This is a genomic window from Paenibacillus sp. MT124, from assembly GCF_058792755.1.
Map to the genome: position 1 here is coordinate 5,670,907 of NZ_CM179500.1, position 24,901 is coordinate 5,695,807.

The window sequence follows — 24,901 nt, forward strand, 5'->3', positions numbered from 1 at the left end:
CGAATAAAAGGAGTGTCATTACATGCGTATTGATCTTCATACTCACGGCAAATTATCCAAAAACTCTGATTTCTCTGTCGACTACTTCACTGAAATGGTCGCCGAGGCCAAGGCCAGCGGACTGGATGCCCTCGCGCTTACCGAACATTTCAACACCCGCCACTTCTACGATGTTTATGAGACGCTGGATCGTCTCTACCCCTACAACGGAGAATATTATGACGCGGACGGACTGCGCATTTTTCCCGGGATGGAAGTGGACATTCAGGAAACTGGACATATTTTGCTCATCGGTCAAAAAGAGCATATCCTTGCCGTTCGTGCCGGCCTGGAAAATTATACAGCCAAGGGGTCATTTATTCCCTTTGCCGACCTGCTTGATCTGGCCGAGGCCTGGCCCCTGTTCAAAATTGGTGCACATCCTTTCAGGGAATCCACTCCCCTGTATAAACTGGATCGAGCTCTGCTCGGGCGACTGGACGCGTTCGACCTGAACGCCAAAGATATGTACAAAACCGGTATCCAGACCTGCCGCAGTCAGGTTGAGACGTTCGCCCAGTCCCTTGGCAAACCCGTAACGGCCGGAAGTGATACGCACCAATGTCTGCAATACGGTAGTGTATTTAATGTATTGGACCGTCCTTGTGCCTCTGTTGCCGAACTGAAAGAGCTTATCGCTACCGGGCAGTACACCCTTGAAATTTCCCCTGATCTTCCTCTTCGCGTCAAAGCCTCGGTGATGCTGAAGAAAGTCATGAAACGTCTTGCCAAGCTCGAAGCCGCCAGCTTGCAGGAGGTTTAATTGCTTGGATTATACATTGGGCCTGCTGGAAACATTCCTGCGGGCTTTTTTTATCTACCGTCCCTTGAGACCATCTGCCCTCGTCCCTCTAATTCATCTAGGATTAGTGCGGCAAGCAGCACTGACTGGTTGACACCATCTTAGATAATGGTTGGATTTGTGATTTTTTTCACTTTTAATATCATGCAAAAGGATTACCATGAGCTTATCCATTATATTACTCACCAGTAACCTATTTCAGTGAAATTTCTAGAATTCATTTATTGATCAAGTCCACCAACCAGAACAACAGGAGGTATATGAACATGAGTCATCCTTATGAAAAGCTGTTCACCCCCTTCCACATCGGAAGCATGGAAGTGAAAAATCGAATAGTCATGTCTCCCATGGGGACCAACTCTGCCGGTCCCGATGGCCGAATCTCACTCGAAGAGATTGATTACTATGAAGAACGTGCCAAAGGTGGCGCAGGCATGATCATCCTAGGTGCACAATTTCTGACCGAAGATTTGGCGCAGGGTGTATTGGAAGGCATCGTTGAAAAAGATTATGTCGTGCCAATGCTTACCGATCTTGTGGATGCGGTGCAGCGTTACGGTACCCGGATTATCGCTCAGTTAAGCTGCGGAACCGGGCGTAATGCACTGCCAGATCGTTCAGGCAAGCCCCCGGTATCCGCCTCGGCCATCCCTGCCATCTATAATCCGGAGGTTCTATGTCATCCACTCACCGTGGAGGAAATTCAAACGATCATGGATCAATTTGCAGATTCAGCTGCCAGGCTGAAACGGGCAGGATTCGATGGGATCGAGATTCATGCCCATGCCGGTTATCTGATAGACCAGTTCATGTCCCCCATCTGGAACAAACGCGAAGATGAATATGGAGGCAGTACCGAGAAGCGCATGCGATTTGCGGTTGAGATTGTTCAGGCGATTCGCAAGGCAGTAGGTCCTAACATGCCTATCTTGTTCCGAATCGCGCTGGATCATCGCTTTGAAGGCGGCCGTACGGTTGAGGATAGTCTGGAGATGCTTCAGATTCTGGAACGTGCTGGCGTGGACGCCATTGATATCGATGCAGGCTCCTACGAGAGAATCGATTACATTTTCCCGCCAGCCTATCTGGGTGATGCATGTATGGACTACATGTGTGCACCTGCCCGGCAAGCAGTGAACATTCCCATCCTGAACTCGGGCAGCCATACTCCCGAGAGTGCAGTACGGTTAATAGCGTCCGGCGATGCCGATTTTGTCATGTTCGGCCGTGCGCTCATCGCCGATGCCGAGCTTCCGAACAAGCTGCGCAATAATATGCGTGAAGATATCCGTCCGTGTATTCGTTGTAACGAGGAGTGTATCGGTCGCATAATTGAGCGCAATACCAAAATCAGCTGTGCGGTTAATATTCAGGCCGCGAATGAAAAGCGATTTACCATAGAACCTGCGGAGACACCGAAGAAAATTGTCGTTGTAGGCGGCGGTCCATCCGGACTTGAAGCAGCCCGTGTAGCTGCACTCAAAGGTCATGAGGTTACTTTGTATGAGAAAGAGGCAGGAATTGGCGGACAGGTAACCAGTGCGGCTACGCCGGAATTCAAAGGTCAGCTGCGTGCCTTGATTGGCTGGTATGAACGGCAGTTAAAGCAGCTTCATGTGCATATTTATCTGAACCATGAGATCACACCTGATGATCCAGCGCTCCAATTTGCCGATCACATTTTCATTGGGGCAGGGGCTGTACCTCTTATCCCCCCAATCCCCGGTATTCATAGTGATCATGTCATCGGGGCAATTGAGGCGCATTTGAAGAAGGAACTTGTTCGCGGCGAACAGATTGTCATCACGGGCGGCGGTTTAACAGGATGTGACCTGGGACTTGAGCTGGCCATGGAAGGCAAAAAAGTGACGATTGTGGAGATGCGTCCGGAAGCGGGACAAGAAGTGATGTACATTAATCGGGCAGCTCTGATGCCCATGCTGGAAAGTCACGGGGTGACCATACTCGGAGGGCACAAAGTCCTTTCCTTTGAAGCCAATGGTTTATATGCGGAGAATGCGGAGGGTTCCAAGGTGTTTATTGAGGCAGATACGATGATTAATGCTTTTGGTATGAGAAAAAATACAACCATAGCCGAGCAGATTCGAGCCAAGTTCGAATCCAAAACCAGCCTTATCGGCGATTGCGTCCAAATTGGTAAAGTAGGTACTGCCGTGCGCTCTGGTTTTTATGCTGCGAGCGCAGTCTAACCGTAGCTCGAATAGAGCCAGACTTCGATAAATACGGAGTCTGGCTCTTGGTGTTATCGTATTAGATTATCATTCAAATGCCAAACAATAATCCATTCAAACGCCTGGATGTCTGCATATCTCATTCAATAGAATTTTATTCCCGATGCTTCGTGTCCAAAATTCCGTAGAAAAACAGATCCTGCGTGATCTGAGCAAGCTTGGATGGCGTTTCGTGCCCCGGCAGCAGCTTGATCAGTGTTAACCGCTCCACGATGGCCAGCAAAGCTTCGGCGAAGAATACCGTATCCAGATCATGCCTGTAATATCCGGCTTGTTGTTCTGCAATCAAATTTTGTTCCATCAATCCCGCTATTTCGGCTTTGATTCTCACCGACTCCGCGGACTGATACAGCCCGATCCGGGTCAGCGCCGGATTCTCCCCGAGATAACGGTAGATCTGACTCAATGATTCCACGACGGCTTCCTTGAGATCGTCCCTGTTCTTCCCTGCCTCGATATGACTATCCCGGACGACCTGGATTAGTCCATTTCGAAAACCATCGATCAGCTCTGCAAAAGCTGCTTCCTTGCTCTCAAAATAAAGATAAAACGCAGGCTGCGTTACCCCTGCACGGGCAACGATGGAGCTTATTTTCGCTTGATAGAATCCATTTAACGCGAATTCCTGTGTCGCAGCTTCCAATAGTCGCCGTCTGCTCTCTTTCCCGATAAGTCCTTGTTTTCGCAATCCAGTCCCCTGCCCCCTCACTATTTACACTTGCCTGCTTCTGACGTTAGGCCTTCCTCTAATTATACATAACATCACCATGATGAGTTAATGAAGTAGAGCAAGGTATTTACTCTCCATATGCCTACAGCGTTAAGTTTACGTTTCTGTTAGATCGACACGTTCTGAATGCTCATTTTTCTTGTATTGAGTAGGCGATTTGTGCGACGGGGCTGTTCGGCAGTGAGCTCATTGAGTTCTCCTGTCAGCGGGCTGTCTCTCTCATTTTGATGCTCGCTGCACGGGCTTTGATTTTCAGTGAAAAAAATGATGAAGCTCAGGGCGTCACAGTTACATAGTAAATGAGTAAAAAGAAGATAGGCTCCTGTATTCCGCGATGATCAGGCCATCTTCAGATTACAGGAACAATCCTATTTGGGAAAACAAAGAAAGAAGAAAACATTGGTATGGTTGCCAATGGTTCTTCTTTTTTTATTGCTTTTGATGATATTCTATTGAACCGGGCGAGCAGCCCTCATCCTTGATTTTATGTTTAGAAATCGTGCACGGTCACACAGAGCTGAATCGCAATGCCGAACGGATCACGCACAATCCCATAACCTGGGCTAAATTCATTTTGTTCGTAAGGCACGAGCACTTTCACGTCCTCATGTTGTACAAGAGAGGTATACAGCTGATCCATCGTACTTTTGTCCTTGGATTGAATACATAGCGATGTACTGTTTCCGAGCTGCCAAGGTCTCTCCGGATCCATTGCCTCCTCTGCAATCATGATCTTGTTTACCCCAATCTCCAGTACCGAATGTGTAATATATTCATCTTGGCCAGCAGGGTATTCGAAGCCTGGATTCATTTCCTTCATCTCTTTATAACTTTTCTTAAAAAGCACTTTGGCCCCCAAAACCTTCTCATAAAATGCTATCGCTGCTGCCGCATCCCCGTTCATCGACAAAAATGGGATCACTTCAAAATTCATTATCGTTTGCCTCCTTGGTTCAATTGGATTACACTTATCATCATAACAACAAAAGGTGCCAATACATGGCACCATTGAAAGGTTTCTTTATGATGAAAAAATCAGAACGCATGAACCAGATGCTGCGCTTTATCAATCAAAAGCAGCAGTTTACCCTGCAGGATCTCATGCAGGAGTTTCAGATCTCCAAACGAACCGCGATAAGAGATATCGCCTCATTGGAAGAACTTGGTGCACCCATCTATGCCGAATACGGGAGGTACGGCGGGTATCGTCTGCTTCAACAGATGCAGCTGCCCCCCATATCGTTTAACACGGGAGAGCTTCATGCCCTTTATTTTGCCATACAGGCCCTTCGGAGTTTCTCTAACCTGCCCTTTCAGGCTACCTTCCGTTCGATTCATGAGAAATTCATAAGCGCGTTATCCGATAAGCAGCGTCTGGTAATCCAGAACATACAGCATCGGGTTTCGTTCAAACATACGGAGCAAATTAAGGATAGTGAGAACCTGGAGTTTCTATTGATGTCCGCCGTACAGAATACAGTGATACAGATTGTTTATCAAAATGTTCGCACGAGCAGACATACCAAAAGCTCATCTTCAAACGTAACCAGCTCCAATGTCCGCACCATCCAGCCCATTGCCCTCTATGCGATGAGAGGCTATTGGTATTGCCAGGCATATGACCTGCACAAGCAAGCGTACCGCGTATTCCGATGTGACCGAATATCATCACCCCAACTAACGGATATCGAGCCTTTGGATCATATCAAGGAGTTGAATCTCCAGGATGCCCACTCGCTCTGGAAGCCATCCGAACAAGCCATCCCCTTTCAATGCCGCATCAATGAAGTGGGAATGGAGCTATTTCACCAGGAACACTTTCCATCCATGAAACTCGAAGTGTATGCGGAACAGACCTATCTTGTTGGTTCGTATGAACCTCATGAGCTTGAATTTATCATTCGTTACCTTGCGGGCTATGGCAAAACCATTCAGATCATAAAGCCAGCCAGCTTGAAGGAAGCACTGAGACAATATTATCTGGATTTACTGGAGCATGTTTGATTTGAAGTGATCTAATACTTTCCGAATCCATCCTCACAAGTAATATCCGTCTCAAGGATGTCGTACAGATTTTGTTTAGCGTGTTCCAGCTTCTTCTGTATTTCTTCAATTTCGGATATCTTATCCTGAAGAATGCTTCTCTGTTCATTTCGTGAAAATCCGGCTTTGGAGATCATGGATTGAATATCCTGAATCGTAAAGCCAACAGCCAAGCTTTGCTTCACCACATCCAGATGCTGCACGATGCCTGAATCATATACCCGGTAGTTATTCTGGTCTCTAAGAACATACTCATCCGTGATAATCCCCATCTTTTCATAGTAACGGATCGTTGATATAGGAAGGTTTACTTGTTTTGCTACTTCACTAATTTTCATATGGATCGCCCCTCTTCGTGCTCTTGCTATAAAGTATACTTCATAGTTTACACTCCTCATAGTGAGTCGGATGAAAGACTAAATCCAATCACGCAAATATGATCGAGGAGAGATAACGATATGGATACAACTACTGGCCAATCTAACAGAACAAATGATTTTGATAACATCGTCCTGGAACGTCGTTCCGTTAAAGTTTACAACCCCGAGGTGAAAATCAGCCGTGAGGAATTGAGTGAGATATTGGCGAAGGCTTCCCGGGCCCCCTCTGCCATTAACATGCAGCCCTGGCGTTTCCTTGTTATTGACAGTGCTGAAGGAAAAGAGAAGCTTGCCCCACTGGCCTCTTTCAACCAAACACAGGCTCTTACCTCATCAGCAGTTATTGCTGTATTTTACGATGCCGAGAACGTAGCATATATGGACGAGATTTTTAGTAAATCAGTCGAATTGGGATACATGCCGCAGGACATCAAGGAAATGCAGATGCAGCAGGCCAAACCTTATTATGCAGGCATGAGCCCATCCGAGCTGCGTGACATGAATCTCATTGACTCTGGCCTTATTAGTATGCAGCTCATGCTCATTGCCCGTGCCCACGGGTATGATACCAATCCCATGGCCGGTTATGATAAAGACCGAATTGCTGAAGTCTTTGGCCTGGACAAAGAACGTTTCCAACCCGTGATGCTGATTTCCATAGGCAAAGCTGTCAAAGATGGACATCCTTCCTATCGCCTTCCGGTTGATACGATCACCACTTGGGCATAATCAAAAGCTGTTCACAAGAGTGACAGGAGGATGGCCTCCGTAAGATAGTACGTTTGTCTCAAAGCTATATTAGGAGCTTTAACTGACCTGCCAAACCTTAAAAACTTAAACAGCATGCACTGATATTCAAACAGAGAAAAACGGCTTATTGCTGGATAACAAAAAGGGTCCTATGACAGTATTTAATGCCATCAGGACCCTTTACTACATTACAATTACTTAGATTAATGTCATTAACGAATACAGATCTTTTAAACTTGGCTGATCAATGCTCACGTAGTGATTATATATGGGGCGTTTTTCTATGATTCTCAAATTGACATCTACAATTCATCATCTATCCAATTCAAAAATCTATCTCCCCATATGTGTTCATAAAAGGAAATGGTCTCTTTTGCAGACATCCATCGATTATCTAAAGTAGAGGTTGCATTACGTATCATGTAGTTTTCGTACCCCAGCCCATGAGCGAATTTAATCGTTGCATCCATACAATATTCGGTTTGCGCTCCGCAAAACTCGATACGGTTTACAGTGAATTGGTCAAGAAGGCTTTTCAGGTTTGTGTTATAAAATGAATTTGCATGTATTTTCCGCACAAAAAAGTCTTGCTCTTGGACATCCAGATCGGAATGAATAGCCCATGGCTCCTCTCCAGGCACTAATTCTTCATCACCATGCTGAACAAAAATGATGGGTTTATCTAATTCTCTATAAATAGCAATTCTCCGATTGACTCTATCGAGTAAATTCGGCAACTCATATAAATAATTCTCACCACTGGTACATACGCCATTTTGTAGATCGATCACGATTAATACATCTGCACAAGTCGCCATCATTTTACCTCTTTCATCTTGGAATATGTTTATTTACATTGATCGGATGATGAAAAAACTTATGCTTAGTATACTGGATAACAAAAAAAGATGATATGACCAAGTCATATCATCTTTTTTACTAACTATTACATTATTTTAGAATTTCATAAATACCATTCACTACTCTTAACTATATCTGTCGGGTGATAAAAAAGTCATGAACTAATTTTATTGATTTTGTTGGAATTGCCACAGTACTTGATAAAAATGAAAAATAGAAAGTCTGGAACCACCAGGAATTACCATGAAAAGAAAGTTGAAAACTTTTCTTCCAAATGAGTTTCACATTTTCTAACGCACGCTGTATGAGATATCAGCAAAAAATACTATGTGCTTTGTGTATGTCGTCCCTGGTCGTTGAGTTCGCTCGTTTTTAGTAATCATTTAAAACGAAACGTATATCAGATGGATACAGAATATCCTTCAAAAGGCTGATTAATAAATCATGAGAATTTAGAAAATCCTTTTCAATTATATGTGCTATCTCTTGAGATAGTTTATCCTGACCAGCCAAATTACTCATAACATCAACCAGTATGGCTTGGGCTGAAGGCACCTTCTTTTCTAATGCAGCTACCAATATCAAGTTTAATGTAGCTATCTGCGCTACAAGACTTCGTGATGATATATAAATTACATTCAAATGCTCTGAAAGTTGACTCCATACCCCTTCATCACAGTCTATCAATCCGATAATATTCATTTTTGCTATTTGTATAAATGGCACCATTATCGTTTCATGTTTTGCACATTCCATGAGAACGTCAATAGGTATCGATAAGAAAGATCTAACGAATTTCCCAACAGCTTCTTGCGACTCTTCAATCTTTACGGCAGACATATATTTTAATACTTGCTTTACATCAAAAGAAAAATCGTGGAATTCATAAGTCCGTAAACTATCAAATAAATATTCACTTTGATCCAAAATTTTGTTAAAATCATCCATTAACTCTTGAACTGTTTGATACCTTTTAGAACGCTCCTCTTCCATTGCCTTTCCAACAATAGGTTGATATTTAGTAAGCGATCTAAATCCTCGCTCGCGTGATTCTCCACTAAACATGAAATACAGTATGGCACCTAGCGAATAAATATCAGAAAGAAAATCCGCATTTTTCAAACTTTCCTTTTGCTCTGGAGCAGTAAACGCATCTCTTCCATATGATACGTTAGAATGTCTAGTAATTGAAGAAAGCGATTGGTCATCTTTCGCCAGACCAAAATCAGCAATCTTCGCCACTATAGTCCCGTCACTGCTGGAAAATATCAAAATATTATGCGGGGCTAGATCCCTATGATTTATTTTAAAATTATTATGTAGATAAGAAACGCCGCAAAGTACATCTTTAAATATGCGTATTTTTATTTCCTCCGGCACAACAGGGTTTAATTCTAACCACTTCTCTAAGGAAGTTTCCGCTAATGGCATTGTAAATAGAAAGGGCTCTTTATCGAGTTTTATTTTATCAACTTCTATAATATTATCATGAGATATCTTTTCTCGTAAAAGTCTGACCTCTCTTTTAAAGCGCAGTAAGTAGTCCTCCCCATCCTTTCCATATTCTTGAATGAACACTGACTTCTCTAAGAGTACTTTACATGCCATTTCTTTCTTTTTAATCAAATCAAAAACTCTGTATACTTCAGCAAACCCTCCGAACCCAATTTTCTTCAATGGAATTAGATGATTTTTTTGTACTTCTCCATTTTTGTCTTCTAACGTCCACAAACGACGAGCTAATCTATTGGACTGCGGACAGAATAAAATACGATACCCCTGTAAGATATGTGTAATCTGCTCTTTATCAGGTTTTAAAATAATGTCTTTACCCTTATCCAAGTGATTTAAAACTTGTAATGCAAACAACATCATCTTACCACCATCGGAATTAGGAGATAGAGCATAAAAATCACCTGTAAGATTATGAGAAAATAAAGGTAAAAAGATATCGTTACCTAAAGGTAAATTGTCATAAATTTCTTTTGCTAGGTTAAGTAATTGTCTAAGTGAATTGGGCTTGTTCTTATACATCAAATGAATAAATGGTGCGTTTTGATAGCTTGATATGAATGAAACAAACCTATAGAAGGGGTCTTCTTTTTTAGTGAGATTCAAAAAACTTTGAAAAAACAGCTCTTTCTTTTTTTCAAAGTTTTGTTTATCTTCACTTTTGGACGTTAAGTTGCCTAAAAAGTATAATTGTAGAAGATCGTTCAAATCCAGACCTTCAAATGAATCCTTATATTTTGTTTTCATAATAGCTTTCTCAAACTTTGCTGCAGTAATCGGGATTGGCTTGCCGTCTCTGTATATCTCACCAAAAAATTCTTCTAACGTTTGCAGATGGTATAGTGATAGATCGCTAAGGACAACTTTGGTTCCCTTGACAATTTTCCCACGACTCCGGTATTTTTCCTTGAAAAGTGTAAGTATATCCCTAAATTCTTTCTCATTTCGAAAAATCTGAACCAGTTCCTCTAATGAAGATTCCATAAATACACTTCCTTGATAGCTCTATTGCTATAGATTCAACAGCGTTTTTAACTCTAGCCTTCGAAACAAAATTCCATTTTGTTCACTCTACTTCCACTTGTCTCTTCCCGTTCCAATGATAACGACGGAAACCCATATGTGGAGAAGATGGTTGCCGCAAAATTGTGACGATCGAAAGTGATTTTACACTCCCATAGCAGCCCCACAAATCATACGAATTCATAATGTATTCAAAATCAAAGTCTTGAATCATGTTGAACATTTTCTCTTTATTTTTGGAATCGACTCCCGCAAATGCCTCATCGAGCGTGATTAACCTTGGTGCTGTATTTGATGCACTCATAAGGATTGCGTCGATTGCCGCAAGCAGTGGCATATATAAAATAATCGCTTTTTGACCATTGCTGTATCTCCCAAAATTGCGGTTTCCGACTACTTCTAATCCCGCACCTTTATCAACTTTCGTTTCAAATACAAACCATTTCCGGTAATCTAGAACCTCTTTGTAGGCTTCCAGTCTGGTCATTCTAAAATCTTTTTTTGTTCGTTGTTGTACGGCTTCGATGCGCGCACGGAAATGAGTTGCAACTTTTTCAAGATCGGAAGGATCGATAAATCTACTGTTACGACTTAACAGTTCCACAAGTTGTTTTGTCTTTAATGTATCATCTTCTACAGCATCTTTCGCATTCCAGTCCAAATGAATCCGAAGTCCCTCGAACTCGTGGAACCTTTTGTTTATATCATTAACCCATTGTCCAGCTTCGTAAATTCGAACCTGGATTGTACGTCCGATCTCATTAATGATAATATCTGTAAACAATTCTTTTTCTTTATCCCCAATATTTTGTTTTAACTTAAGTTCAATATCAGATAATTCCTGAAGCAACTCCAGCGGTGAACATGGAACCGCGCTATTACTCTGCAAACTCAGTGTAAAATATGAAGTTAGTCGATTTAGCGCGTCTACATTGGTTCTTCCGATTTTCTCTTTCACTTCACTTTCCGCGTTCCAGGGTTGTTCTTGTTGGCGACGTAGACGGTAGTCTTCAAGATCTTCTCGCACCTCTTTTTCCACATCTAAAAGGCAAACAAGAGCATCTTCACGTCTGAGCGCCTCTGTACGGTCCTGACCTAATATTTGATTAGCCGAGTAAGCAGAAAAGGGACTATTTATGGTTTGGAGCTTACGAAATTCTTTATACCACACGCTCTCCCTTTCCGAGGCTTGTAAAACAGCTAGTTTAAGTTTTTCAATTTCTTCTTTTCTCTGATCTATTTGGGGCAGGAGCAGGCTCAATACCTTTTCTGCTTGCCGCTTACTATCTTCAGCATCGATAAGCTGCTGGTTCGCTTTCTCGATTTGTTTAAACACATCAGAGTTTGAATCCATAGCTTCTTGCATGTGCTGAATGGTCTTCTCAAACTTCGAATATTCGTACATTATTTCATCATATTCCTCTTGATAATTCTCTACAATGGAATTCAAAGAATACAGATGTCTTCTGGATTGGCCAACCCTCTTCTCCACTTCCATTCGTTTTTGAACAAACGTGCCTAATACCATAATTTCCTCTTTATATTTCTCGCATTGTTCGAGGGTATGGCTGCAAATGTCCAGTCGAAGTGGGATATCCATATCTCCAATTAAACGCATAACCTGATTTCGAACATTAAGGGTTTCTTGTCGAATTGACTCATAATGCGTATATGCTTCGTCTTTTTCCGACTCCCGACGTTTAGCATCTCGTTTTTCTGCATCATGCTCCCGATAAACGTCCTTAATTTCTTGAGTGGAAGGGAGCTGCATCCATGTTCGGTGTAGTTCATCGATCTCGGTCTGTGCCGCTCGTAGTTCGTGGTTTTGATTCGACAAATGCTGCTTTAATTCATCTAGTTGCCTTCGAAGAGCAAGCAGCATCCGTTGACGAGCCTCTTCTCGAGCCCGAAGACCGACATACGTCTCACTGCATACAGGCGCAGTTCCTTCTAGGAATCCGCTACGGAAAACGCCATCCTCGCCGATGTACCCTTCTTGATTTTCTTCAATCGAAATTCCCTGCAGAACACGCTCAATAGTTTTTGCATCGATTCTATCATTAGGAACAGGCTCCATCAGATCGCCCAGATGCTTGTTTTTTGGCGTTAGTGTGCGAAGTACAACCGCTTGACCACTCGCCTTTGCCTCATATTCCTCAGGTACAATGACTGCTTGGAGCAGTCCGGAACGTTGAATGATGGACTCGACACTTTTTCGGATATGATTTGATACGGTTTCCTTGAACTCAACGGCTTCGAAAAAACGGATATACGGGATTTGAAGCTCATCAAGGCAACTCCATTGTAGTCTCTCCTCGTTCTGCTCAGGAGGTTCCAAAAACGGTGCTGACACAACCTTCTCATATTCGTCTTGAACTTTTTTGATTTCACTGGTTAACCGCTGAATATGGTACTCGGCTTCCTTTTTTTGAAATTTAAATGGTTTTTCCCGGCACTCTAAAATATCTTGCTGCCAAGAATAAAACTTTTCCTCGTCTTCACTATGTTCATATAAATCCTCTAACCCCCCCTGCAATGCTTCCCATTCTCGTGTTTCAATCGATATGTGGTAATCAGTTGACCAACTTTCGATGCGTTCAAACAACTCGACTCTGCACTTCTGAAGCCGCTTGTACAATGAGTCAATTTTTACAATCGAAGCCTTGTATGCCTCAAGTTTGTTTTCAAACTCGTTTTGTTTTTGTATAGTTTTAGATTCCCTTTCTTTATATATATGTAAATTTTTTTCAATTTCTTTCAGTCTTGTAATATGACGATCAATTTCTTCTTTCCATGACGCAATTAAACTAATCTGATCTACCGTCATTGAGAATTGACTAACAAACCGATCGTGATAGTCAAACTTGATCGACGTTTCATACTCTTTCAAGTAATCGAGAATTCCTTGGACCTCATCCCTGACTTGCAGTTCATCCTGAACTCCCTCATCGACGGCTTGTTCATTCTTGTGAACATCCGCCCTAGAATTGCGAAGTTGGGTTCCCTTTTGGCCTAACTTTTCTTTGACTTGACCAAACTGACTTTCCATTTCCCGCTTCTTTTTTTCAGCTTCGAAGACATCCTGATGAGCTTCTTTAAGCGCATTAACAGTTAATCCAAGTGCTGTAATTTGTTGCTCTGATTCTTCGATTCTCTTTTTCGTATCTGATTGTGTTTGAGTCATCTCTTGCAAGTCATTTTCTCTTATAGTAAGGCGACTTTGCTCATCTTTGAGCAGTTGAGAGGCACGAGAAACATGCTCGGCAAACTCGAAGAACAGAGCAAATTGGTAAGTCTCATAGGCTGCGCTCAGCTTTTTCAATGCTTCTACTTCAGATGTTGTTTTAGTTAAGAGTTCATCTTGCTCAGTAATTTTTGTTACAATATTCGTTAGCGACTCCAAATCGTTATCAGATAACTCTGGGAGCGCGTCGGTCAAACTTGTATTAATAATGCTAGGCCCAACATCTTTGCTAATTTTCGGCGGCCGCAGTTCAATTAATAGCTTGATATACATGTGGAAGGTATGCATATTTTGAAAACCGAACAACAGCCGATTGACCTCTTTCGCGTATTTGTCTTTATTTTCTGTAATGAATGCTCCTTTGAAACGATCACAAAAATCACGATAATCAAGCGGAACCTTCCCCTCCCTTGTTTGGTCGTATAGTAACAAGTCTTTCCCGATCTGCTTTCCATTTGTCAAAATAAAATACCAGGTCTTTAAATCTCTTGACTTGCGCACACCAGAAAGGCCCATACCAATGGTTATGAGCTGCTCTTCCTTACGAAATTCCATGTAAAGATATCCATTTCCATCATTCTTTTGATTGACCGCTTCTTCACCAAGATGAAGATCAATCAACAAACGATCAGTGCGCTTTTGAGGATCAAGGCGGGAAGGGTTGTAATTCCCATCAAGGAGCAAGGGCAGCATCAAAGTCGAGGCTATTGTCTTCCCGCTAGCATTATCACCGCGAATAAACAGTTTTCCGTCCGATAATTCAATTTCAGTATCGGCATGATACCAAACATTAAAATAACCAATTCTGGTCGGTTTCCAGCGCATGCTTAACTTCCTCCTTTGGCGATACTTCTTCTTCGACAATTTCACCTGCCACACGGCCTAATGCATCACTAAAAATCCATTCATTGTTTACTACCTTCAACAGACCCAGTTGCTTCATATAGTCGGCAACCTCTTCCCATAGCGCTCGATCAGACAAACTGGACTTCGCTAAATGGTCCTGATTCGCTCTACGGACCGAAACAAAAAGATTGAAAGCATCTTTGGAATGAAGCACAACATAGCCTCGGTGATTCAACCAATTTTCGCCTTGATCAAGCAGATCACGTAAATGAGTCCCTATCGCAGTGACGAGATGTGAATGTGTGTTATATGCGGGATAAACACTCTTCCCTTCTCTGGGTTTGTCATGGACTAGAATCCAGGTGGAGGCATACCGCTCTAGAAATACCCCTTGAAATACTTCCTCCAGCTTTTGCTGCATACGGAGGCCATGTCTTTCCACATAAATCACTTCATCTTGTGATAATTCGGATAAAAACAGGCAACCCTTTGCAAATAAACGTCTCCAAATTTGCTGTTCACACATCATGCCTTCTTCAATTTCTTCATGATGAAGCGCCTCTCTAAGAAGGATCATGCTGCCGAATTCGGAAAACGGCACACGAGTCTGACGAATCGCGTGTCTAAGCCCATTGGAGACTTGCATAAGTAAATCATAATCTTCACTGTCTCGAAAGTGGTCAATGGTTCGGTCGAACATGAGAAGAAGCCGCTCTTGTTCCAACGTTTTAATTACGCGAATTAGACTTGTACGTATCCCATGATCGGACCACGAAATGGCATCTGGCCCACCAGGATAGTACGCTTTTATGTTTTCAAGCAACTCACGCAGTACAAATTGTTGATCCTCGCTCTTCTCTTCCATGAACGCTAATACACATGCATATAAAACAAAATCCACTTTGTATTTCAATGAGTGCGTAGGGTTAGGGTCGAGCACTCCCCGTTCGGGGCGTTTAATCAAACGAACATAGCCTTCTCCCATATAGATAGGGTAATGGAACCAGTCCCGAAAAACAGCTTTTAGTTTGTGCTCGTAACTTCGAATGCGATAGTATAATTCAGGCTTATGTTCGCTATAGACCCACTCTTCGGACCAGAGCAAAAAGACCAGGGTTTGAATCTCTTCAGTTAGGGCCTCAGTGTTACTCACCTGCAACACCATCCTCAAACACTATTTCAATGTCATCCATGGTAAGTTCTCCATCTGTACACTTCATCTTAATGCGGTTTTCAGTAGCGACAAATGCACGAAATTCACGACCATCAGGCAAATAAGCAATATCATGATTGCGTAAGCCTTCGGTTTCCATGTACAACAAAGTTTCCCTTAACGCAGGGCTGATTTCATCCAAGTCTCGAATTCGAATTCGCCCATTCACAGAGATCGCTTCCATTTCTCTTCGCAATCGTTCTTCTTGCTCTTTATGTTCCATTTCAATTCGTTGGCGCTCGAGTGGGTCTTCAAGCAGAATCGATTTAACTCGCTTAACAAAATCTCTCTTTTTACGGGGAATTAGTTCGATCTGCTCCGCAGGCAATTCCCATACAGTCTTGGTTTCACTATCTGACGTCTGTATGTCGGTGATAATCATTTGTGAAGCGGGACCAATTCCCTTTACATAGCCAAACAATTCTTTACATTCTTCATCATCATTGGCCTTAAAAAATAGCGTCGCAAGATGTAAGTAATCATGCTTTCGGTTGGTGTAATGGAAAAGCCGATCACTCACTTGTCTAGATAGACGAAGGATTTTGCTTATTGCGCTTTTAGTTTGCTCCATCAAATAGTAGTACCCGCCCTCTTGGGAACTTTCATTGGCAAACCAATTAAACATCGATTTCCACTGCTTTTTGTGCAACTCCATGCGCTCTTCTTGATTTGTGTCTACTAAGGTAGGAAGTTGAATCCGATTGATCTCGTAATCTACAATTAAGTAAATTACAGCTTCAATGTAATCATTAGAAATGGACATCAGCTTTTCTAGGATGCGGACTTGCTGTTTTTGAATATCACGAACGAATTCGTCCAGGTAGCTAACAAATTTATTCTTATGCTCGAGGAACTGATCTGAAAGATAAGCCGCTTCCATGTCATTGCTGTTCACATGTGAGAGGTAATCCGACGTATCAATGCGCAATCGATCGTGTCGTCCCATGATTTCGTTCCAAAGGTTGTATAATTCGGATGGTTCTTTTGTCGTTGCACTTTTGAATCGATCGAGTTCTTCGATAATACGGGCTGCTAAATTCTTCTCTAGCGACCCCCTTACTCGATTTGCCCGTCGCTCCATCGTTGCGATCATTTCTTCAACATCTATAAGTGCGTCGGTGGCTCGAATCAAGTGTTTTTTTCGCTTGAAATCTTCATACGCCGCATATTTTACATTTTCTTGTTGAGATATCTCGATATTCCCCCACTCTTTCATCGCACCAAGGTCCATCTCCAAATCCTCGATTGAATAATAGGGGAACCGTTCAACAAATTCATCCATTTGCCTTAAAGCGGTGTAAATATCTTCTGTTGTGAGCATGCTCCTAAACGTACGATGATGTTCATACAAAACGCGGGCAATAGGCCGATAGCGATCAGTCCGTTGGTTTGCAACCAAATAAGTGAATTGTTCCAATCTATTAAAAAGACTCATATGATTCTCCTTTAAAGATTTACCTATTCTATTGTTACACACTATTTCCACTTTAAGAATGAAAGATGTCTCGTAGGCATTCCAATCACTGATTGATTAAGAAGTAACTGCCACCGAATTGTTCTCTCTCATCGGCTTAACTCCGGCTCCAGTTCATACCATATCATTCTCGGTTGTCTATCAAATAATAGTTATTCTTTATTGCATTGACCATCATCTGATTTAAATTAAATTCACTGTTTTATCATAAAGCTCCAAATTTATTAAAGCTAGCTTCAACTCCGCTGCTATCAGAACGCAAGGCTTGACCAGGTCATGAACCCATTTCTCATGTTCATCTCCAATTCAGCTGTAGCTTTTAAAAGCGGTTGATCTTCGATTATCCACTGACACAAATCTTCTTTCAAAGTATCCTCGCTTAATTACAGAACAAACATTCGTTTCTCGTTACCCAAAATTCAGCATAATCCTTCTTTCAATCCACTGAAATTCTTTCTCATCATATATGGCTTATTGTCTGTTTCGTAAATTTTTAAAATACCTAACACCAGACCCTTATATTCGTATTTGAAATAATCAAACTGTATTTCGGGCTCGATATTATTTAAGGCCAATTAGATGAGTCTATAAATTCTTTTGGATCAATTCCTTTTATCTCCTTGCCTTCTGGTCGATCCTTGATTCCAATAATAATGAATTTATCTCCATTATGCCGAAAATTGGCCATTGCCATTATATCCATGAGGAAATCCATACTTTTGTCTTTATGGTATTACCTTTCTTTAAACTCCAAAAATTCGCACTCATACCCTAACTCAATTAGCTCAACAATCTTATCCATAGACACCTCACTGTACCTCTATGTACAACGAACTATATGTTTGCATCCTTACTGTAAAAATTCGACATCATGCAAAAAAATCCTACTTTATTCACAAAAATTCTCATATTATACACACTATAAAGTTATTGAGAAATTGAAAATTGATTTGCTAATGTACTTATTCCTCTTCTCATTCACTAAGTAGTTAATAAATAATTCTCACTATTGTTCTCCCTGAAGAAAGAAATGTTCTACAGCTTTCTGGAATGTTCATTTCGATACTTACTTTACAACTCAATAAGACATACAATGTATTTTCAAAATTCAAAAAAGGAGCCCAACTTAATATGTCGGACTCCTTGTTTAAATATCTGTACTTGCCAATAATCGCTTCAAATATTTGTAAGTTAAAAACCTGACAGTTTCCCTATGCGACTCTGAGTCGCGTTTTAATTTGCTCTAGTGTCGCCCCGTGCTGAGCTTGGTTGAAGATATATTCAATCATGTCATGCTTTTTCTGCTGGCGGTAGCCATGTATCCCCTCGATCAAGCTTCCATGGCTACGATACGCACAACACAGCGCAGCAAATAGAAGCAGGGTCAAGTAACGGTCAATCGCCTGAACCGAGCGAACCTGGTAACGATCCATGGACAGCTGAACTTTCGCCGTACGAAAATAAATTTCAATCGCCCAGCGCTTGCTGTAATAGCCCAATATTTCTTCATTATCTAGGGAAACATCCGTACTTAGAAAAGCCTTCATGTGCTTAGGATCAAAGCCTTCTCCATCTTTCCAACATAGAAGCAAAGCGGCGTTTTCCACGACATTGAGCTTGCCTTCATAGCGATATACCCGATAATCGGAAGAGCCGATGGTCACCAGATCGGTATCCGTTTTCGAGATGTAGGAAGCGAAGTCTTTGAGCGACTGCCGGATGCCTTGCAAATATCTAATTTTGGATATCAAAATAAACCTTCACTCTAATCTTAAATATGTACCTGTTTGAGATAAAGGATGTAGGAAACTCCTAAAACTCATAATGTTCCTTCATACATCCATCTATCTTTCTTCCCATTAAACAAATCGCTAACATTAACGCACCATTACCAATCGCCTCAATTGCTGCTATCCAATTACAAATATTAATCATCCTCACACCAAAACTAAATAACATCACAATAATGATTTTATTTTGATACACTCTAAGTATTGCTTTAGCCTATTCTTCGTTTTGTTTGAGTATATTTGCCCAACCTCTGTTTAATATTAGTGTTGCAACAACATTAACGGCTAACTATACCGTTAATTAATCTGGGAATGTCTTAAGAAAAATAAGCTTTTCAACTGGTTTTGAGTACTCACATTTCCAGAAATACATTTAATTCCATGTTTATAATTGACAACTAAGCTGCGATCAACTATATTGAAGCAGTGGAAGGTGTGTTGTCTATATGACGATAGCATCTTGCGGTTTAAGGTTTGCCACCCTATATGGTTGTAAATCTAAGCGGCATCGATAACTTGTATTTCGAGATGCCCACCTTTTAGATGAGGCATCTTTTTTGGTGCCATTTTCCACAATCATTGTTATTTATAATGAGATTGGAGGAATGTGTATGAAAGCAACCACTTACCCTAGCACGAGAGGCGTTCCACATCTAGCAATGATTGGACCGTCAACAGCAACAAAAAGCACTGCCGTTTACCAAACGATGGCAAAATTACTTCAAGAGGTACTTAGTAGTATTATCGGTTCTTCTAAAGGGCAACACACGATCATACCCACGCATTTTTTTGGTAGCGAAGAGCATAGTTGTAATTTTATAAAGTTGCAAGTTACCTTGAAAAGCAAATTCGACTCTGACGCCCTCTTTAAGGCTGTAGAGTATGTTCTCCGAAATTTTGTTTCCAACTCCAACAGTGTGGGTGTCCCCTTATCAGCAATAATTAATTATGTATCCACCGGAAAATTCGTGGAAATTCTTCTTACAGAAGTTAGTGGAGCTGTTCGTTTAGAGAAACTTCGGTCAGATACATTCATTCATCTAGTCCAGGCCTGTGTACTTTCTTTGTTTGAGAATTTCAATACGTCAGATATTGACTCTGCCATAGCAAAGATGAAATCTGATAAAGAGAGAAAAGAAGCTAGACTTCTTCACTTCAGTAACGAATTAGCAACAAGATGGGACCAAGAATTTAAAAAGTTAAATAGCCCTACAGCTCAGTTTGTAGAACATGTTGAAACAACGGTTATGAACAAGCTAAAGAATGCAATTCCTGTGAAAGAGTGTTGGTCAGACCGGCTGGCAACTTGTGAAATTGATTTAAGTAACGGATCATTGGATAAAGAACATTTGAAACGATTGTTGGATCCTGCAGAACCCTTCTCTCTCATTGTAGAGCATTATGAAATAGCTCACGGCCTGAGTCAGCAATTGCTTGATGTTTTAAAAAAAATTAAGCAGTTTGCAAACTGGCCAAAAGAACTTCCATTTCGATTGGTTATTATAGATACAGCTGGCCTAACTCAAGATTCAAATCCAAATGAATTTAGCATGAAGTTGAGGCTCAAAACCGCGCTTAACCGTGATATTGACGGGATTTGGGTGATGCTTCCAGTGACTGCAGCAGATCACACAACTCGTTCAATGCAAAGGCTTTTTTCTAATCAAAATGAAGAAGGGCGGCAAATTCGGAATAATAGAATTCAGATTCATGTCGGTATTACAAGATCTGACGAAATGGTTACCCCTACATCCGATGCCGATTACGACAAACCTGGCTTTGTAAAAAAGATGGAGGCAATCTATAACTCACTTAAGGCTCTGGAATTACAAGCCCAACAAGACTTCTCGGCTGATAGCGCGAAATGTGTCACACATCACTACAAAAAAGTGAAGTCATACATTGAAGATCTTGAAAACATCGGAAAATTCTCTGATGAAAACGATTCTGAAGAAATTTCACCTGATCTTAAGGAGCTCGCTAAAGAACTGACAATTAAGTTTAAAGAACTTTTGGACAGCAACACTTCTTTGAAATTTCTAGTAGAAATAATAACCAGTTTACAGAAGCAAATTTTTTCTTCCTTTGAAGTGCCTATATTCTTCAAGTCAGTTTCACTTCAAGATAACTTTCAACATTTTAATGTTAATCTTTTTTCTGCTGATTATGCCAAAGAAGCGGCCCATGATATCGCAAGGATGAGTGAATCATACCAATTCCAACATTGGCTTCACTGGAATACGGCATATGCTTTTCAGCAATCCGTTCAAACAGGGGTCAAATTTGTGTCACGAGCTATTCAAAACGGTCGAATCAGTATTTATATCGATGGTGATGTCCAAAAAGCTATAAATCGTGATTGGTCAAAGGAAACTTGCCAAATCAATTACCATAATATTAGCTTTACTGATAAAAGTACAACCTCCCTACTTAACGCGCTTGGGCTCGCTCAAAGTCCGTTGAACGACAGTAACCTAAGGGATTCTTTACGAATGTTTTTCTATAGGAACTTTTCAGGTGATGCTAAATGGAGATTTAATAGAGCTATGTCAAGATCCATTCGTCGTTTAAGCTATTTAGAGCCCAATATAAAAGATTCTGTAGAAAATGCGTTTAGAGAAGGCAGGGCGTACGAAGATGCATCACAAGGAGTTTACAATATGTTGAGCGAGTATAAGAAGTTATATCAAGCACATGATTTCTATCAAACTATTTTGACTGTGCTTAATGATGAGTTATCCAAGGAATTCAACAAACTTTTCTATGTACTAAATTAGTCTACAATAATAGAGGGTGCATCCAATAGGATTGCACCCTCTGTGCGATTTGATTTTGATAATCTATATATTATAAATAGCAACGAGAACTGAAAGATCAGTTGTGCCATTTGCCACCCGTCTAGAAGTAGTAAGTATAACATCACCCGGTTCTGTTAGTCTAACAACTTCAGTCTTTATACATTATTCTTTCTAAACAGTAGCTAGATTGACCTTAAATTCATTTTTAATTGTATAAACTCGATTATTTCCTTCTTATCATAATCATCAAGATTTCTAAAAACCTCAATCAACCTTTTCTCGAATTCATCTTCATAAATTGTCCCATCTTCTGCAATGACATCAGTTAATAGCCAATTTAAATTCACATTATATTGTGTTCGAATAGATATCAATGTTTCCGCGGATGGGTTACTATTTCCCAGTTCGATCTCGCTCAAGTTCCCTTGAGAAATTCCTATGCTTTTTGCAAACTGAACTTGGTTTAAGTTGTTTTCTTTACGGATACATCTTATTTTATGGCCAATGTCATTCAACATTTTCACCACCAATTTTGAAGTATGTAGATTGTTTCCTTGCATTTTAAAAGGGAGCCACGAATCAATCGCTCGGGCTCCCTTCTAGATGCTTCTTGCATTTCGGTTCACGACATCTTTTACTGGTTCACGACTTTTTTATCACTGGACAATATCGAAACGAACGATTTACCTCTTACTCAACCGTTACGCTTTTCGCCAGGTTACGTGGTTTATCCACATCGTGACCCAGTGCCAGGGAAGCGTAGTATGCCAGCAATTGCAATGCAACTACGGACAACGCCGGGCTGAGCAGTGGCAGTGTCTTAGGAATCGCAAACGCTTGGTCTACGGATTTCAGCAAGCTCGCTACGTGCTCTTCGTACGTAATTGCCAGTACATCCGCGCCACGCGCTTTTACTTCCTTGATGTTGCTCACTGTTTTCTCGAGTACGTTCTCTTGTGTTGCCAAGGCAATAACAGGAATACCGTCTTCGATCAATGCCAGTGTACCGTGTTTCAACTCACCTGCAGCGTATGCCTCAGAGTGGATGTAAGAGATCTCTTTCAGTTTCAACGACCCTTCTTGAGCTACCGCATAATCGAGACCGCGGCCGATGAAGAAGAGATGTTGATGTTTGGAGATTTGCTCTGCGTATCCTTTGATCGCATCCGCTTGCTCCAGCATGGACTCCACTTGCTCTGGCAATGCCTGCATTGCTGCCAGGGTATGTGCAATCTCTTCTGCTGTTTGTGTACCACGAACTTGTGCAAGGTACAGACCAAGCAGATTGAATGCAATCAACTGTGAAGTGTATGCTTTGGTGGAAGCAACCGCGATTTCCGGTCCTGCCAGTGTTGCAATCACATCGTCTGCATCACGTGCAATGGAGCTGCCCACTACGTTAGTAATGGCCAGTACGTGTGCACCATTGGATTGTGCTTCGCGCAGTGCAGCAAGAGTATCCGCAGTTTCACCAGATTGGCTTACAACGATAACGAGTGTATCTTTGCCCACGATTGGGGAACGATAGCGGTACTCGGAAGCAACATCCGTTTCAACCGGAATACGTACCAATTGCTCAATTACTGTACGTCCAACGAGACCTGCATGGTACGCAGTACCACATGCAATGATTTGAACGTTACGAATATTTTTGATTTGTTCTTCCGTCATTTTCAACTCAGGAAGCTGAACCTTTTTGCTTTCATTATCGATGCGACCCAGCATGGTATCACGGTATGCTTTTGGTTGCTCATGAATTTCTTTCAACATGAAGTGCTCGAATCCGCCTTTTTCTGCAGTTACAGCATCCCAATCGACACGAATCATTTCCCGAGAAATAAAGTTGCCTTCAATCGTCATCAATTCGACAGCATCATGTGTCAATACAGCCATTTCACCATCATTCAGAATGTACACGTTACGTGTATGTTCCAGAATTGCCGGGATGTCGGAACCAATGAAGTTCTCGCCTTCACCAATACCAATAATCAATGGACTTGCTTGACGCACAGCTACGAGTTTCTCCGGCTCATGCTCTGTCAATACACCCAGTGCGAATGCACCACGCAACAACGTGATCACTTTTTGCACTGTTTTAACGATATCACCATTGTATTCACGTGCAATCAGGTGAGAGATAACTTCAGTATCTGTCTCAGAGGTGAACGTATGACCTTGAGAGATCAGTTCATCCTTCAGTTCGAGATAGTTCTCGATGATACCGTTGTGAACCACAGAGAACTTCTGGCTTCCATCCGTATGTGGATGGGAGTTCTCATCCGATGGTTTACCATGAGTTGCCCAACGTGTGTGTCCGATTCCGGCATTACCTACCAGTGGTGCACCATCCAGCTTGGCTTCAAGGTTCGCAAGACGACCGAGAGCTTTCGTGATTTGCAGACCTTCCGGTGTGAATACCGCGATACCTGCAGAATCATAACCACGATACTCGAGCTTTTTCAATCCTTCGACCAATACCGATTGAGTGTTCTTATTACCAATATATCCAACAATACCGCACATAGTTTAGTTCCTCCGTTTGTATATGAATACTGTGTCACGAAGAGAAACAGGCTGTCGCGGCATATCGAAAAAATGAATGATTGCCTAAATGTATCATGAATACCTGTTACCTATTCAATTATCAATGATCAGACCGGCCTCTTGCCGCTCTTCCGTCATCATAAGATGTTATGAATGCAATCATGAATGTACATCATTTTTCCGTCCGCGCACCTATTTTGCTCTTCGCGCACATTCATTTGAATTTTAGTTTACTATTGCACCTACCGGCGCGTTGTGTGGACAGTCACCCATCCATTTTCCGCAATCCGGTTTACGGCTATGGTGCATCACCGGGAGGTCCCCGCCGAACAATCCGAACACCTCCACCTCGTCAGCTTGATTGCCGTCGATCCTGATCAGTGAATCTCGAGTTCCAAGATCCATACCATTCAGAATCCTTCCCGCGCAACTTCAAGCTCTGGCGCTTGTGTAACTAATACCTTACGATCCTCACTTTCTGTGTCTGAATGACGACTCCACTCATTATATGCACGTCAGGTTCATTTTGCAATGGAGCAAAGTACCTGTGACCAAATCAGCATATTTACCCACAATCCCGACCGGATTATCAGACCTTAG

General features: G+C 41.7%; 16 protein-coding genes and 1 pseudogene. 6 read left to right on the forward strand and 11 right to left on the reverse strand.

The window, feature by feature from the left end; all coding sequences use genetic code 11:
* The first annotated feature begins 22 nt into the window (after positions 1-22).
* The 3 genes from AC3RCI_RS25685 to AC3RCI_RS25695 all read left to right on the forward strand — a co-directional run bounded on the left by AC3RCI_RS25685 (position 23) and on the right by AC3RCI_RS25695 (position 3,051).
* The gene (locus AC3RCI_RS25685; protein WP_336783900.1) at positions 23-802 is read left to right on the forward strand and encodes a PHP domain-containing protein; all 780 of its coding nucleotides are present in this window, start codon (positions 23-25) and stop codon (positions 800-802) included.
* Between the two features lie 4 nt (positions 803-806).
* Positions 807-935, forward strand: a complete 129-nt coding sequence (locus AC3RCI_RS25690; RefSeq protein WP_492472868.1) for a hypothetical protein — start codon at positions 807-809, stop codon at positions 933-935.
* Between the two features lie 172 nt (positions 936-1,107).
* The gene (locus AC3RCI_RS25695; protein ID WP_492526908.1) at positions 1,108-3,051 is read left to right on the forward strand and encodes an NAD(P)/FAD-dependent oxidoreductase; all 1,944 of its coding nucleotides are present in this window, start codon (positions 1,108-1,110) and stop codon (positions 3,049-3,051) included.
* 136 nt (positions 3,052-3,187) lie between these two features.
* On the opposite strand, the gene AC3RCI_RS25700 is transcribed toward AC3RCI_RS25695, so the two are convergent.
* Positions 3,188-3,781 (reverse strand): TetR/AcrR family transcriptional regulator, encoded by a 594-nt coding sequence (locus AC3RCI_RS25700; RefSeq protein WP_492526910.1) that lies wholly within the window; start codon positions 3,779-3,781, stop codon positions 3,188-3,190.
* A 532-nt stretch (positions 3,782-4,313) separates the two neighbouring features.
* Positions 4,314-4,757, reverse strand: a complete 444-nt coding sequence (locus AC3RCI_RS25705) for a VOC family protein (RefSeq protein ID WP_354481340.1) — start codon at positions 4,755-4,757, stop codon at positions 4,314-4,316.
* Between the two features lie 92 nt (positions 4,758-4,849).
* Between AC3RCI_RS25705 and AC3RCI_RS25710 the strand changes: the two genes are divergently transcribed.
* Positions 4,850-5,827 (forward strand): helix-turn-helix transcriptional regulator, encoded by a 978-nt coding sequence (locus AC3RCI_RS25710; RefSeq protein WP_492530015.1) that lies wholly within the window; start codon positions 4,850-4,852, stop codon positions 5,825-5,827.
* Positions 5,828-5,838: 11 nt separating this feature from the next.
* Here AC3RCI_RS25710 and AC3RCI_RS25715 read toward each other — a convergent pair whose 3' ends face one another.
* Positions 5,839-6,204, reverse strand: coding sequence for a MerR family transcriptional regulator (locus AC3RCI_RS25715; protein ID WP_183526259.1), 366 nt, complete (start codon positions 6,202-6,204; stop codon positions 5,839-5,841).
* Positions 6,205-6,324: 120 nt separating this feature from the next.
* Here AC3RCI_RS25715 and AC3RCI_RS25720 point away from each other — a divergent pair, with 120 nt between their 5' ends.
* A complete protein-coding gene (locus tag AC3RCI_RS25720) occupies positions 6,325-6,975 on the forward strand; it encodes a nitroreductase family protein (RefSeq protein ID WP_492526912.1) in 651 nt (216 codons plus the stop codon).
* 323 nt (positions 6,976-7,298) lie between these two features.
* Here AC3RCI_RS25720 and AC3RCI_RS25725 read toward each other — a convergent pair whose 3' ends face one another.
* The 6 genes and pseudogenes from AC3RCI_RS25725 to AC3RCI_RS25750 all read right to left on the reverse strand — a co-directional run.
* Positions 7,299-7,814, reverse strand: a complete 516-nt coding sequence (locus AC3RCI_RS25725) for a cysteine hydrolase family protein (RefSeq protein WP_492530017.1) — start codon at positions 7,812-7,814, stop codon at positions 7,299-7,301.
* Positions 7,815-8,229: 415 nt separating this feature from the next.
* Positions 8,230-10,353, reverse strand: coding sequence for a protein kinase domain-containing protein (locus AC3RCI_RS25730; RefSeq protein ID WP_492526915.1), 2,124 nt, complete (start codon positions 10,351-10,353; stop codon positions 8,230-8,232).
* Between the two features lie 82 nt (positions 10,354-10,435).
* Positions 10,436-14,461: a TIGR02680 family protein gene (locus tag AC3RCI_RS25735; RefSeq protein ID WP_492526917.1), complete on the reverse strand. Its 4,026-nt coding sequence runs from the start codon at positions 14,459-14,461 to the stop codon at positions 10,436-10,438.
* Positions 14,427-15,635, reverse strand: coding sequence for a DUF2398 family protein (locus AC3RCI_RS25740; RefSeq protein WP_492526919.1), 1,209 nt, complete (start codon positions 15,633-15,635; stop codon positions 14,427-14,429). Before AC3RCI_RS25740 ends, AC3RCI_RS25735 begins: the two co-directional genes overlap by 35 nt.
* A complete protein-coding gene (locus AC3RCI_RS25745) occupies positions 15,628-17,130 on the reverse strand; it encodes a TIGR02677 family protein (protein ID WP_492526921.1) in 1,503 nt (500 codons plus the stop codon). The genes AC3RCI_RS25740 and AC3RCI_RS25745 overlap by 8 nt, the downstream gene beginning before the upstream one ends.
* A gap of 1,250 nt (positions 17,131-18,380) precedes the next feature.
* Positions 18,381-18,914 (reverse strand): annotated as a pseudogene (locus AC3RCI_RS25750) (transposase); the annotation flags it as partial.
* A 656-nt stretch (positions 18,915-19,570) separates the two neighbouring features.
* Here AC3RCI_RS25750 and AC3RCI_RS25755 point away from each other — a divergent pair.
* Entirely contained in the window at positions 19,571-21,736 is a 2,166-nt protein-coding gene (locus AC3RCI_RS25755; RefSeq protein ID WP_492526923.1) for a hypothetical protein, read from the forward strand.
* A 203-nt stretch (positions 21,737-21,939) separates the two neighbouring features.
* Here AC3RCI_RS25755 and AC3RCI_RS25760 read toward each other — a convergent pair whose 3' ends face one another.
* Both AC3RCI_RS25760 and glmS read right to left on the reverse strand, forming a co-directional pair.
* A complete protein-coding gene (locus tag AC3RCI_RS25760; RefSeq protein ID WP_492526925.1) occupies positions 21,940-22,275 on the reverse strand; it encodes a helix-turn-helix domain-containing protein in 336 nt (111 codons plus the stop codon).
* 172 nt (positions 22,276-22,447) lie between these two features.
* A complete protein-coding gene (glmS, locus tag AC3RCI_RS25765; RefSeq protein ID WP_492526926.1) occupies positions 22,448-24,280 on the reverse strand; it encodes a glutamine--fructose-6-phosphate transaminase (isomerizing) in 1,833 nt (610 codons plus the stop codon).
* Positions 24,281-24,901 lie beyond the last annotated feature (621 nt).

What these genes read in the sequence shown, in the direction of transcription:
- AC3RCI_RS25685 (WP_336783900.1), top strand. Translation starts at nt 23, where the DNA reads ATGCGTATTGATCTTCATACTCACGGCAAATTATCCAAAAACTCTGAT.
- AC3RCI_RS25695 (WP_492526908.1), top strand. Translation starts at nt 1,108, where the DNA reads ATGAGTCATCCTTATGAAAAGCTGTTCACCCCCTTCCACATCGGAAGC.
- AC3RCI_RS25705 (WP_354481340.1), bottom strand. Translation starts at nt 4,757, where the DNA reads ATGAATTTTGAAGTGATCCCATTTTTGTCGATGAACGGGGATGCGGCA.
- AC3RCI_RS25710 (WP_492530015.1), top strand. Translation starts at nt 4,850, where the DNA reads ATGAAAAAATCAGAACGCATGAACCAGATGCTGCGCTTTATCAATCAA.
- AC3RCI_RS25715 (WP_183526259.1), bottom strand. Translation starts at nt 6,204, where the DNA reads ATGAAAATTAGTGAAGTAGCAAAACAAGTAAACCTTCCTATATCAACG.
- AC3RCI_RS25720 (WP_492526912.1), top strand. Translation starts at nt 6,325, where the DNA reads ATGGATACAACTACTGGCCAATCTAACAGAACAAATGATTTTGATAAC.
- AC3RCI_RS25725 (WP_492530017.1), bottom strand. Translation starts at nt 7,814, where the DNA reads ATGGCGACTTGTGCAGATGTATTAATCGTGATCGATCTACAAAATGGC.
- AC3RCI_RS25730 (WP_492526915.1), bottom strand. Translation starts at nt 10,353, where the DNA reads ATGGAATCTTCATTAGAGGAACTGGTTCAGATTTTTCGAAATGAGAAA.
- AC3RCI_RS25735 (WP_492526917.1), bottom strand. Translation starts at nt 14,461, where the DNA reads ATGCGCTGGAAACCGACCAGAATTGGTTATTTTAATGTTTGGTATCAT.
- AC3RCI_RS25745 (WP_492526921.1), bottom strand. Translation starts at nt 17,130, where the DNA reads ATGAGTCTTTTTAATAGATTGGAACAATTCACTTATTTGGTTGCAAAC.
- AC3RCI_RS25755 (WP_492526923.1), top strand. Translation starts at nt 19,571, where the DNA reads ATGAAAGCAACCACTTACCCTAGCACGAGAGGCGTTCCACATCTAGCA.
- AC3RCI_RS25760 (WP_492526925.1), bottom strand. Translation starts at nt 22,275, where the DNA reads ATGTTGAATGACATTGGCCATAAAATAAGATGTATCCGTAAAGAAAAC.
- glmS (WP_492526926.1), bottom strand. Translation starts at nt 24,280, where the DNA reads ATGTGCGGTATTGTTGGATATATTGGTAATAAGAACACTCAATCGGTA.